The organism is Enterobacter sp. MGH120, assembly GCF_001037725.1.
GTDB lineage: Bacteria > Pseudomonadota > Gammaproteobacteria > Enterobacterales > Enterobacteriaceae > Enterobacter > Enterobacter hormaechei_C.
The window spans coordinates 3,955,880-3,967,795 of sequence record NZ_KQ089940.1 but is presented as its reverse complement, the minus strand read 5'-3'; the positions used below and the strand labels follow the sequence as shown (position 1 = coordinate 3,967,795).

The 11,916-nt window shown below is 55.3% G+C and carries 10 protein-coding genes; 3 read left to right on the top strand and 7 right to left on the bottom strand.

The window, feature by feature from the left end; all coding sequences use genetic code 11:
* Positions 1–110: 110 nt before the first annotated feature.
* The 6 genes from fucA to SK54_RS18505 all read right to left on the bottom strand — a co-directional run bounded on the left by fucA (position 111) and on the right by SK54_RS18505 (position 6,927).
* The gene (fucA, locus tag SK54_RS18530; RefSeq protein WP_017383181.1) at positions 111–758 is read right to left on the bottom strand and encodes an L-fuculose-phosphate aldolase; all 648 of its coding nucleotides are present in this window, start codon (positions 756–758) and stop codon (positions 111–113) included.
* Between the two features lie 28 nt (positions 759–786).
* Entirely contained in the window at positions 787–1,782 is a 996-nt protein-coding gene (locus tag SK54_RS18525) for a LacI family DNA-binding transcriptional regulator (RefSeq protein WP_015571284.1), read from the bottom strand.
* 61 nt (positions 1,783–1,843) lie between these two features.
* Positions 1,844–3,433, bottom strand: a complete 1,590-nt coding sequence (locus tag SK54_RS18520) for an FGGY-family carbohydrate kinase (protein ID WP_048247755.1) — start codon at positions 3,431–3,433, stop codon at positions 1,844–1,846.
* A gap of 11 nt (positions 3,434–3,444) precedes the next feature.
* Positions 3,445–4,395, bottom strand: a complete 951-nt coding sequence (locus tag SK54_RS18515; protein WP_000858088.1) for an ABC transporter substrate-binding protein — start codon at positions 4,393–4,395, stop codon at positions 3,445–3,447.
* Positions 4,396–4,441: 46 nt separating this feature from the next.
* The gene (locus SK54_RS18510) at positions 4,442–5,425 is read right to left on the bottom strand and encodes an ABC transporter permease (protein WP_017383183.1); all 984 of its coding nucleotides are present in this window, start codon (positions 5,423–5,425) and stop codon (positions 4,442–4,444) included.
* Between the two features lie 2 nt (positions 5,426–5,427).
* The gene (locus SK54_RS18505) at positions 5,428–6,927 is read right to left on the bottom strand and encodes a sugar ABC transporter ATP-binding protein (protein WP_017383184.1); all 1,500 of its coding nucleotides are present in this window, start codon (positions 6,925–6,927) and stop codon (positions 5,428–5,430) included.
* Between the two features lie 407 nt (positions 6,928–7,334).
* Between SK54_RS18505 and fucI the strand changes: the two genes are divergently transcribed.
* The 3 genes from fucI to fucU are packed head-to-tail and all read left to right on the top strand — an operon-like array spanning position 7,335 to position 10,987.
* The gene (gene fucI / locus SK54_RS18500) at positions 7,335–9,113 is read left to right on the top strand and encodes an L-fucose isomerase (protein ID WP_017383185.1); all 1,779 of its coding nucleotides are present in this window, start codon (positions 7,335–7,337) and stop codon (positions 9,111–9,113) included.
* Between the two features lie 49 nt (positions 9,114–9,162).
* Entirely contained in the window at positions 9,163–10,566 is a 1,404-nt protein-coding gene (fucK, locus tag SK54_RS18495) for an L-fuculokinase (protein ID WP_026080603.1), read from the top strand.
* Complete coding sequence (gene fucU, locus SK54_RS18490; RefSeq protein ID WP_017383187.1) at positions 10,559–10,987, top strand: L-fucose mutarotase; 429 nt, start codon at positions 10,559–10,561, stop codon at positions 10,985–10,987. Before fucK ends, fucU begins: the two co-directional genes overlap by 8 nt.
* Positions 10,988–11,027: 40 nt before the next feature.
* On the opposite strand, the gene cyoE is transcribed toward fucU, so the two are convergent.
* Entirely contained in the window at positions 11,028–11,915 is an 888-nt protein-coding gene (gene cyoE / locus SK54_RS18485; RefSeq protein ID WP_017383188.1) for a heme o synthase, read from the bottom strand.
* Position 11,916 lies beyond the last annotated feature (1 nt).

Below are 11,916 nucleotides of genomic sequence, written 5' to 3'. Positions count from 1 at the left end.
ACCTCTACCAAAAAGCAGGCCATAGTTTAGGCGGGGTGATAAGTGCGGTAAATAGGTGTTTGTTTAAGAGATATTACGAGGGTGTGATAAAAGCACCCCCGGATAAAAAATTACGCCTCGACGCGCAATCCGTAGCTTTTGAATTTCTCAAGAACAATGGCAATTTCATCGTCACTGAGTACAGGAACGGGATCTACTATCGCCAGCGTGGCCAGGTAGAGTTTTGCCAGCACCTCTACCTCCTGCGCCAGCCACAGTGCCTTTTCAAGATTTTCTTCGCAGGTTATCAGGCCGTGGTGCTGTAAGAGCGTCGCTTTGCGATCGCGTAATGCGACCGCGACATGCTCTGACAGCGCGCGCGTCCCGAAGGTCGCGTAAGGGGCGCAGGGAATGGAGTTTCCCCCGGCGGCGGCAATCATATAGTGAATAGCAGGAATGGGGCGGTTGAGTATCGAGACGGCGGTACAGTTAACCGCATGGTTATGGACGACGGCGTTAGCATCCGGGCGGGTCTGATACACAACCTGATGAAAACGCCATTCGCTGGAGGGCAGTTTATCTTCTTCGTGCCGCCCCTGTGCATCTACATAGACGATACTCTCTTCGGTCAGATGCTCGTAGGGAATTCCGGTCGGCGTAATCAGCATGCCGTCGCGATAGCGAACGCTGATATTGCCGGCGGTGCCCTGATTTAACCCCATGCGGGTCATCTCAAGGCAGGTGTCGATAATGTCTCTGGCTAATCGGGCTCGTTCCATTTTTTATTCTCCGGGTACAGTTTTATTTTTACTGGCGGGAACGTTTGACCAGCTTCATATCGACTTTCGCCGTCTCGTTGACCGCTTCGCCGTCGATGGCTCGCTGCATCAGTTCAAACGCTTTTTCCGCCCAGGTATCTTCATCCTGCTGCATGGACCAGACGCTGTTAGGCAGGAACCCCAGCATGGGGTGCTCATCGAAGGTGCCGATATTGATGTGTTGGGGCACGGTGCCGGTACGCGTCCGCAGGGCTTCAATTGCCCCTTCCAGAACGGGTAACGATGAGGCGATAAACGCCTGCGGAACACCCTGGCTGTCGATAAGCGAATCCATCAGGGCATATCCGCCCTCCGGCGTATTGTCCGGCCCTTCGATGACCCACTCGCGATGGTGAATACCGGCTGTTTTCAGGGCCTGTAAGTAGCCGTTCAGACGGTCCGTAATACTGGGCAGTGCGGTATCGCCCACAAGGAACCAGAGCGGCGTTTTTCTCTCTGCCAGCATGTTGCGGGCCAGTTCATCCCCCCCGGCCTCGTTATGACTCTCAACCAGCGCGTTGTCAGTAAAGCCAAAATCCCGGTCGAGGAGCACCAGTGGTTTTTGGATCTGCCGCAAATGATGCTGCTGGTTTTCCAGCGTCGAGGGAACGATAAACAAGCCGTCCACGTTGCGCGCCATCAGGGCTTTGACCAGCTTATTTTCGTAATCCACATCGTTGTAAGTACAGCTGATCATCAGCTGGTAGCCCGAACGGCGGCAGCGCAGTTCGAGTTTCTCGGCGAGCGTTGCAAAGAACACGTTCGAGATGTTGGGCACGATGAGTCCCAGCGTCTCGGTTTTGTTTAGCTTAAGACTGCGCGCCGAATGGTTGAGGGTATAGCCGAAGCGCTCGACGTGTTCATTAATTCGGGACTGTGTTTTCACGCTGATCCGATACTGTTCGGCTTTCCCGCTCAGTACCAGCCGCACGGTGGTGACGGATAAATTCAGATCCTTCGCTATCTGTTCAACTGTTTTGGCCATCGCTACGCCTCAATCCTTAACGTACGTAAAAAACTGCTGATAAAGCATACGCATCCTGCCATTACATTTCCTGCTGCATCAGGAGATTAAGCGCCTGCTGCTGGGTCCACAGCATCAGGTACGCCTCATATTTTTGCCTGTGGAAAGCCGCGGTTTCCGGCCGACGGGTGATGATGTCGCCGGCTTTGACCATTTCCCGGGTGGCATCGGTGAGCGTTGCCCATGCACCGCTCGCCACAGCGCCGCAAATGGCCGCGCCGAGAGTGACGGCATCTTCTTCGGCTAAGAGATGAATATCGCAGCCCGTGGCATCGGCATACTCCCGCAGCCAGAGCCGGTTATGGGTGGCTCCTCCACAAATGACAATACGCGACAAGGTGTGCCCGTGATGTTTCAGGGTATCCATAATATGTCGTGTGCCATAGGCTATGGCCTGTAGCGTGGCCAGGTAGAGCCTCGCCAGCGCACGTTCACCGGTTTCTAATGTCAGACCGACCACGCTGCCCCGCGCATCCGGACGCGAACGCGGCGAGCGGTTGCCGTGGTGATCGGCCAGAATGTGCAGGTTGCGGGTGGGATATTTTTCTTCCTGTTCAAGCGCGGCTACCCAGTCGTTGAGCAGCGCCACCGGATGGCGTTGCGCCGCTTCTGCTTTTGCAAACAGGTCTGCGCTGGCTCCGTGCTCGCGCAACGTCCAGTCGACCAGCGCCCCGGCAGCACTTTGCCCGCCTTCCGTCAGCCAGTAGCCCGGCAGCATGGCGCTCCAGTAAGGCCCCCAGACGCCGGGCGTATGGATCTCCGTCTGACTGGCAAGCATATGGCAGTTCGAGGTTCCGCTGATGAGCGCCAGCGTGCCCTCCGGGTGTGAGCCCGTCAGCGCCACGCCACCCGCGTGGGCATCGATCATGCCGCTTGCCACAACCACCTTTTCGGGCAACCCCAGAGCTTGCGCTGCCTGTGGGCTGAGTTTCCCGACGCATTCAGCGACGTCCAGAATAGTATCGGGAATTTTTGTCAGTAAGGTCTCCAGCCCTACCTCCCTGAGCAGCGATTCGCTGAACTGCGCCTCATGCGCAAGGTAGTTCCATTTGCAGGTGAGGGTGCACAGGCTGGCGGCGTCCTGGCCCGTCGCTTTCCAGACCAGAAAATCGGCAAGGTCGAAAAAGCGCCAGGCCTGATTCCATGTTTCAGGATGATGTCGCTGCAACCACAGCAGTTTTGGCAGTTCCATTTCAATACTCACCTCGCCGCCCACGTAGCACAGGGCAGGATCGCGTGTGGCATTGATGCGAACAGTTTCTTCGTGAGCACGATGATCCATCCACATAATGATGTCCTGCGATGCCGGACTGTCGGGGGACACGCTCAGGCCGTTACCCTCAGCATCCAGCGCGACCAGCGAGCAGGTGGCGTCGAAGCCAATCGAACAAATGGCGTCGGGTGAGATCCCAGAGGAGTCGACGGCTTCCCGCACCACCGCGCAAACCTGCTGCCAGATCTCCGCGGAGGACTGTTCCACGCGCGCGTTGCTGGCGTGAAACTGCGAAATCGGACGGGTCGCGAAGCTCAAACGCTCGCCTTGCGCAGAGTAAAGCCCAGCACGAACGCTGGCTGAACCCACATCGACTCCGAGGAAATAGCCGTCACTCATCATGAACTTCCTTATTTTTTACCAAACGGATGTAACAGTTTATCAATTTCAGGGGTGTTGATATTCTGCGCATTGACATATTTCACTGGAATATCAATTTCCTTAGCCACCGTCTGTCCGGAAATCACCGCGTTCAGCGCCTTTATGCCCTGATAACCAATCTGGTACGCGTCCTGCACCACGAAGCCCTGAATCACGCCGTTTTTGAGGAAGTTAATGATGGCTTCGGTGCTGTCAAAACCGATGACTTTCACTTTGCCCTTCAAATTCTGGCTGTCGATCGCGTTCGCAACGCCCAGGGTTGAGCCTTCGTTGGTGGCATAAATACCGGCGATATCCGGGTTGGCCTGAACCATATCAATGGTTTTATCCATCGCCTTTTGCGGGTCGCCATCGCTATATTGCACCGGCAGTACCTGAATATTCGGGTACTTCTCTTTCATTCGCTCGCTGAATCCTTCAGAGCGCTCAATGGCGGACGTCGTTCCGGCTACGTGGGCGATAATACCCACTTTCCCCTTCTGGCCTACCTGCTCCGCCAGCGCATCCGCAGCCTGTGCGCCCGCCTTACGGTTATTGGTGGCGACAAAGCTGGCCGGGATATCGGAGTTCACGCCCGAGTCGAAGGTCACCACTTTGATCCCCCGGCTGTTGGCGGTTTCGACCAGCGGGGCAAGGGCGTTTGCATCAAGCGCGGCCAGCAACAGGCCGTTTGGCTTTTGTGCCATGGTGTTTTCGACTAACTGGATCTGCTCGGCGATTTGCGTTTCATCGGCAGGGCCAACGTAGCTGGTTTTGTCACCCAACTCTTTTGCGGCAGCTTCCGTCCCCATTTTGACCGTCTGCCAGAATTCGTGCTGGTAACCTTTACTGACTACCGGCAGGTTTAAATCTTTTGCCAGCGCGCTGCTGGACAGGATGGCAACGAGCGACAGGGCGCTCAGGATATGGCTGGTTTTCATTATTTTGCTCCGTTGTAGGGTTGGCAGGGCTTGTTGTATCGAGAACCTAACGCATTCTTTTACGTAACGTGTCCAGGTAGACGGCGGCAACGACGACCACGCCCATCGCCACCATCTGCCAGAACTGGGACACGCCCATGAGATTGAGGCCGTTTTTCAGCACGCTCATAATGAACGCGCCTATGATGGTGCCGCCAATCGTGCCCACGCCGCCCATCAGACTGGTACCGCCGATCACTACCGCCGCAATGGCTTCCAGCTCATAACCCACGCCTACGGTTGGCTGGCCTGAATTGAGACGAGAGGCGAGGATCACCCCGGCCACGCCGGTTAACAGGCCGCATAAGGCGTAAACGAAAATTTTCACTCGCTGGACTTTGATCCCGGAAAGATGTGCCGCCGTTTCATTGCTGCCGACAGCGTAGATATAGCGGCCCATCACCGTTTTCTTCAGGATCCACATGGCGATCAGTGCCACGATGACCAGGTAGAACACCGGGTAAGGCAGGACGTCGAACAGGCGACCCTGCGCTAGCAGCTTGAACTGCGGGTAGTCAGAAAAATAAATCGCGCGGCCATCGGTCATCACCATATTGATGCCGCGTACCGACATCATTAAGCCGAGGGTGGCAATAAACGGTGGTATGGTCATTTTGGTGACCAGAAACGCGTTCACATAGCCGCAAAGCCCGCCGGCGAGCACGCCTGCCAGAATACAGACCGGCAGCGGCATACCAAACCCGGCGGCGATGCCCACCGCAACCCCTGAGAACGCCACCACCGATCCGAGCGACAGGTCGATCCCGGCGGTAATAATCACAAAGGTTACGCCAATGGCCATGATGCCAATCACCGCCGTTTGCAAGGCGATAGTCATGATATTTTCAGTATTAAAGAAGAACGGTGAGCTGAAGCTGAAAAACAGAACCAGCAATACCAGGCTAAAAAGAGGTGCCAGACGCATCAGGAGCGCTTTATTTATTTTCATCGTATGACTTCCGCTTTGCGGCGATGGAACGGTAACGGACATGATTAATCCTCCAGCGTGGCGTATTGCATGATTTTTTCCTGGGTGGCGTGCTCAGCCTCTATTTCGCCGGCAATGTGGCCGCTGCGCATCACAAGTATGCGGTCGCACATTCCTAATACTTCCGGCAGTTCGGATGAAATCATGATGATCGATTTACCTTTAGCGACAAGGCGGTTCATTAGTTCATAAATTTCCAGCTTGGCGCCAACATCAATTCCCCGGGTTGGCTCATCAAAAATTAAAATATCGGTATCTTTACAGACCCAGCGGGCAATAATGATCTTCTGTTGATTACCGCCGCTTAAATTCAGTGCCGCCTGTTCCAGATGCGGCGTTTTTATTCGCAGCGCATCCACCAGTTTCTGGCTGGACTCCCGGCAGCGCTTTTCATCGACATTACCCGCGGCGCCGGCGTAGTCCGGGTAATTGCCGAGCATAATGTTCATCTCAACGGAAAGGCCGAGGGCGAGTCCCTCTTTTTTGCGGTCTTCTGTTAAATAGCTGATGCCTTTCTCAATGGCGTCAGCCACGTCTTTAATCCGTGTGGGGGTGCCGTTCAGCGTCAGGGTACCGGCGTCGATCGCATCGGCGCCAAACAGGGCCCGGCCCAGTTCCGTTCGGCCTGCGCCCATTAAGCCAGCGAGGCCGAGGATCTCTCCGCGCCAGAGGGTAAAGTTGATGTCGTGCAGTACACCATTTCGCGTCAGGCCATTCACCTCCAGCACTTTTTCTCTGCGCTGATGCGGCGGGCGTTTTGGGTAGATGTTATCGAGATTGCGGCCAACCATCATGGCGATAAGCTCGCCGATCTGAACCGTTTCATAATCTACGGTGGCGATGTATTGTCCGTCGCGCATGACGGTCGCGCGATCGGCGATCAGCGCCAATTCTTCCAGACGGTGCGAGATGTAGACTATCCCCGTGCCCTGAGCCTTGAGCATCCGCGTGACGTCAAATAAACTCTCGATTTCACTTTCGGTCAGCGCGGCGGTGGGTTCATCCATGATTAGCACTTTGGCATTGACCGAAATCGCTTTGGCAATTTCAACCATCTGCTGCTGGGCTACGGTTAATTCACTGACGCGGGCGTCCGGGGCGATTTTTAAATTCAGCGTGTGCAGTATTTTCTCAACCGCCTGTCGCTGGGCGCGTTTATCTAACTGCCAGCGACTATTTTTGCAGAATTCACGGCCAATAAAGATATTCTCTTCCACGGTTAAATCGGGAAAGAGATTAAATTCCTGATGGATAATCGTAATACCTGCGTGCTGAGCACTTAGCGGATCGCTGAATGATACGGATTGCCCTTCAAAGCGAATTTCACCGGAATCGGGTTGGTAAACACCGGATAATATTTTCATCAGCGTCGATTTGCCGGCACCGTTTTCACCTAACAGGGCATGAACTTCGCCGCGGCGTAAATCGAAATCAACCTGATTCAGCGCCAGCACGCCGGGAAAGCGTTTGGTGATGCGCGTCATCTGAATAAGAGTCTCTGACATTGCAAAATTCCTGTGTTGGAAAGGCAATGAATCACAAGCCACAGTGATTTAGTTATTAAGCTAACTCGACTTAGCTTTCGTCCTTAAAAGCTATTTTAGGGTCATAATTTAGCCAAATCATTTGTATTCAAATTGTGACGTCGTGCAAAGGTATTTTGTTATTTAATTGAATTCAAACGATATGTTTAGATTTTGCTGAATCGTAATACCTGACACTGATCGAATTTTGACCTCTCATCGTGAAACTGCTCACAGATCCTGCACATTTATCTTGTCTCATTTTTAGTGAGAACCCTAAGCTAATTCGAGTTAGCAAATTTCACCGCTTTCCGTTCACGGTGCTGCCCGGGCGCTTTTTCACGGCTATGCTCCTGAGACGGATAGGTTAACCAACGTGAGGAAGGGCTATGAAAACGATAAAAGCGTTACCCCGGATTGGCATTCGACCTGTTATTGACGGCCGCCGAATGGGCGTACGCGAGTCTCTGGAAGAGCAGACCATGAACATGGCGAAAGCCACGGCGGCGCTACTCAGTGAAAAATTACGCCACCCCTGCGGTACGCCCGTAGAGTGCGTAATTGCCGACAGCTGCATTGCCGGAATGGCGGAATCCGCCGCTTGCGAAGAGAAGTTCAGCACGTGCCACGTTGGTCTGACGATCACCATCACCCCCTGCTGGTGTTACGGGAGTGAAACCATTGATATGGATCCGCTGCGCCCGAAAGCGATCTGGGGCTTTAATGGCACCGAGCGTCCGGGGGCGGTATACCTCGCAGCGGCGCTGGCAGCGCATAACCAGAAAGGGATCCCGGCGTTTTCCATCTACGGCCACGATGTACAGGATGCGGGCGACGAGACCATTCCGGCAGACGTTGAGGAAAAATTGTTGCGCTTCGCCCGGGCGGGCCTGGCGGTCGCCAGCATGAAGGGGAAAAGTTATCTGTCGGTGGGCGGTGTCTCAATGGGGATCGCGGGCTCGATTGTCGATCACAACTTCTTTGAATCCTGGCTGGGGATGAAGGTGCAGGCGGTGGATATGACCGAACTGCGTCGCCGCATCGATCATAAGATTTACGACGAACAAGAACTTGAGCTGGCCCTGAGCTGGGCGAAGGCACATTTCCGTTTCGGCGAGGATAAAAACGCAGAGCAGTATCGTCGCAATGAACAGGAAAATGCCGCGATCCTGCGGGAGAGCCTGCTAATGGCGATGTGCATCCGCGACATGATGCAGGGCAACCCTAAACTCGCTGCGATGGGCCGCGTGGAGGAATCGCTGGGCTATAACGCCATTGCGTCCGGTTTCCAGGGGCAGCGCCACTGGACGGATCAGTATCCAAATGGCGATACCGCAGAGGCGCTGCTGAACAGCTCTTTCGACTGGAACGGTATTCGCCAGCCGTTGGTAGTGGCGACGGAAAATGACAGCCTTAACGGGGTAGCGATGCTGTTTGGGCATCTGATGACCGGCACCGCGCAGATTTTTGCTGATGTACGCACCTACTGGTCGCCGGAGTCGGTTGAGCGTGTTACCGGCCAGAAGCTCACTGGACGGGCTGAGCACGGCATTATTCATCTGATCAACTCCGGCTCGGCGGCGCTGGACGGTACAGCGGAGCAGAAAGACGCCGAGGGGAAACCGACCCTGAAACCACACTGGGACATTACTGAGCAGGAAGCCAACGCGTGCCTGGCCGCAACCCACTGGTGTCCGGCGGTGCATGAATACTTCCGCGGGGGCGGTTTCTCATCAAACTTCCTCACCCGGGGTGGCGTGCCATTTACCATGACCCGCGTAAACCTCATCAAGGGTGTGGGTCCGGTATTACAGATAGCGGAAGGCTGGAGTGTTGAGCTGCCGGAACACGTACATGACATTCTGAATAAGCGCACCGATTCAACCTGGCCCACCACCTGGTTTGCCCCACGCCTGACCGGTAAAGGCCCGTTCAGCGACGTCTATTCAGTGATGGCGAATTGGGGCGCTAACCACGGGGTATTAACCGTCGGGCACGTCGGCGCTGATTTCATCACCCTGGCGTCCATGCTGCGCATCCCTGTATGCATGCATAACGTACCGGAGGCGCTGATTTATCGGCCGACGGCCTGGGGCGCTCACGGTATGGATCCGGAAGGGCAGGATTACCGCGCCTGTGAAAATTACGGACCGTTATACAAACATTAATCCGGCCTGCCAGCCTGCTCCGGCGGGCTGGCAGCCTGTGGGGACCGCGATGAAAAAATGTTTTCTGGTTCTCGATTGTGGCGCGACGAACGTGCGCGCCATTGCGCTGGATCCCGAAGGGAATATTGTGGCGCGCGCCGCGGTGGCGAACGAAAGCGAAAGCGCCGCTGAAAATCCGGCCTGGCACCAGTGGTCGCTCGACGCCATCATGCAACGGTTTGCCGTCTGTTGTCAGAAAATCAGCGCAGCGCTGAGCGAGCATCACCTGTGCGGAATGAGTGTGACGACCTTTGGCGTGGATGGCGCACTGGTAGATGAGCGGGGAGAACTGCTTTACCCGATCATTAGCTGGAAGTGCCCGCGAACCGTGCCGGTGATGGAAGCGGTTGCCCGTTCATGCTCCCCGGCAGAACTACAGCAGATCACCGGCGTTGGGCAGTTTAGTTTTAACACGTTGTATAAGCTAGGCTGGCTTCAGGACAACCATCCCGATCTGTTACAGCGTGCTCACGCCTGGCTTTTTATCTCCTCGCTAATCAACCATCGCCTGACCGGAAAGATGACGACCGATCTCACGATGGCCGGTACCAGTCAGATGTTCGATCTGCATCAGCAGCGCTTCAGTGAAACGATCTTAAGCAAGATCGGCGTGCCTCATTCCCTTTTCCCGCCGCTGGTTTCCCCCGGAGAAAGGATTGGTGAATTGCGGCCCGACGCTGCATCCAGGCTCGGATTGCCTTGCGGAGTGCCGGTGATCTCCGCCGGGCACGACACGCAGTTTGCCCTTTTTGGCGCCGGGGCGGGAATTAATGAGCCAGTTCTCTCTTCGGGTACCTGGGAGATTTTAATGGCGCGCACCTCGCAGGTTGATACCGCTTTGCTGGGGCAATACCCGGGTGCGACCTGCGAACTGGATAGCCGGACGGGGCTCTATAATCCGGGAATGCAATATCTGGCGTCTGGCGTACTGGAGTGGATCCGCGCGCTGTTCTGGTCGCCTGGTACCGACTGGGACACTATTCTGGCTCAGGCGGCGGAAATTCCGAACGGCGCGGATGGCGTCACGATGAATACCCAACTGCTCGATTCTCCACTCGCCGGCTGGCAGGGCGTTACGCTCACCACAACGCCAGCCCATTTTTACCGCGCAGCCCTGGAAGGACTCACGGTGCATCTGCAAGAAAAATGCCTGGCGCTGGAGGCGATCGCGCAATTTAAGGCGCGTGAACTCCTGCTGGTGGGGGGAGGTAGCCGCAATATGCTGTGGAATCAGCTCAAGTCCAATGCGCTTGGGATCCCGGTGAAGGTTCTTGAAGAGGCTGATACGACCGTGCTGGGGGCGTCTTTGTACGGATGGTGGGGCGTCGGAGAAACGGCCAGCGCTGAGGCTGCTCGCGATCGGGTCCACTATCGTTACCGTTATTTCTATCCTGAGGAGCAACCTTGTGCTTAAAACGATATCCCCTCTGATTTCACCCGAGCTGCTGAAAACGCTGGCAGAAATGGGTCATGGTGACGAGATTATTTTTGCAGATGCTCACTTTCCCGCGCATAGCCTGGGGCCAAAGACGATCCGCGCAGATGGCCTGCTCATCAGCGATTTGCTGGCCGCGGTGATACCGCTGTTTGAACTGGACAGCTATGCGCCACCGCTGGTGATGATGGCCCCTGTCGACGAGGATACGCTCGATATACAGGTAGAAGCGCGCTATCGCAACGCACTCTTTGGTGAGGCGGAAGGGGAGGGGGTTACGCGTATTGACCGTTATGCGTTTTATGCGCGGGCACAGAAAGCGTACGCCATCGTGGTGACGGGCGAGACCGCGAAATACGGCAATATACTGTTAAAGAAAGGGGTTACGCCGTACCAATAAAAAACGCCGGGCTAAACCCGGCGTTTTTACATCAGTCTTCTTACCAGACGTAAGTCAGCAGGTGTTGTGAATCTGGCACCATGAAGTCTACGGACATCATCACGGACAGTGAGGTGATGGCGACAATCGAGAACACAAACAGCTTGCGTGCCCAGACCTTGTCATCTTCCACTTTATAACCGCGCAGGGCCATGCCGAGCCACCATACGCTCACCGCAGCTGCTACCACCAGATATTTATATCCGGCGTAACCGCCCAGTGAGAGCATCAGCGTTGCCACGGCAAAAGCGATGATGTAGAGCGTGATGTGGTTCTTGGCAACCGAAATGCCTTTCACGACCGGCAGAACCGGAATGTTCGCCGCCTGATAATCCTTAAAGCGGAAAATCGCGATGGCGTAGGAGTGCGGCATCTGCCACAGGCTAAAGATAGCCAGCAGGATGAGCGCACCGCTGTCGAACTCGTTCGTGACGGCGCAGTAGCCAATCACCGGCGGCGCCGCGCCGGAGAGAGAACCAATCAGCGTGCCGTAGACGGAGTGACGTTTCATATACAGGCTGTAGACGCCCACATAAACCACGAACCCCATCACCCCCAGCCAGCAGGCCAGCGGGTTAGCACCAAACCACAGCAGCATAAAGCCAGCAATACCCAGCAAGGTGGCGTACACCAGCGAGACGGAAGGAGCAATCAGGCCTTTAACCAGCACCCGATTTTTGGTCCTTTCCATCTTCTTGTCGATATCCATGTCGATGTAGTTGTTAAATACACAACCGGACGCAACCACCAGTGACACACCGACCAGCGTGTAAATAAAGAGGGTGTAATCAATGCTGCCTTTAGAGGCCAGCAGGAACCCTCCGATTACGGAGATCAGGTTGCCAAAGATGATGCCTGGTTTCGTGACTTGCAGGTATTGCTTAAACATA

Bases quoted from the DNA above. Each gene is read 5' to 3' on its own strand.
- SK54_RS18510 (WP_017383183.1), bottom strand. From the start codon at position 5,425: ATGTCCGTTACCGTTCCATCGCCGCAAAGCGGAAGTCATACGATGAAA.
- SK54_RS18505 (WP_017383184.1), bottom strand. From the start codon at position 6,927: ATGTCAGAGACTCTTATTCAGATGACGCGCATCACCAAACGCTTTCCC.
- SK54_RS18520 (WP_048247755.1), bottom strand. From the start codon at position 3,433: ATGAGTGACGGCTATTTCCTCGGAGTCGATGTGGGTTCAGCCAGCGTT.
- SK54_RS18525 (WP_015571284.1), bottom strand. From the start codon at position 1,782: ATGGCCAAAACAGTTGAACAGATAGCGAAGGATCTGAATTTATCCGTC.
- cyoE (WP_017383188.1), bottom strand. From the start codon at position 11,915: ATGTTTAAGCAATACCTGCAAGTCACGAAACCAGGCATCATCTTTGGC.
- SK54_RS18515 (WP_000858088.1), bottom strand. From the start codon at position 4,395: ATGAAAACCAGCCATATCCTGAGCGCCCTGTCGCTCGTTGCCATCCTG.
- fucA (WP_017383181.1), bottom strand. From the start codon at position 758: ATGGAACGAGCCCGATTAGCCAGAGACATTATCGACACCTGCCTTGAG.
- fucI (WP_017383185.1), top strand. From the start codon at position 7,335: ATGAAAACGATAAAAGCGTTACCCCGGATTGGCATTCGACCTGTTATT.
- fucK (WP_026080603.1), top strand. From the start codon at position 9,163: ATGAAAAAATGTTTTCTGGTTCTCGATTGTGGCGCGACGAACGTGCGC.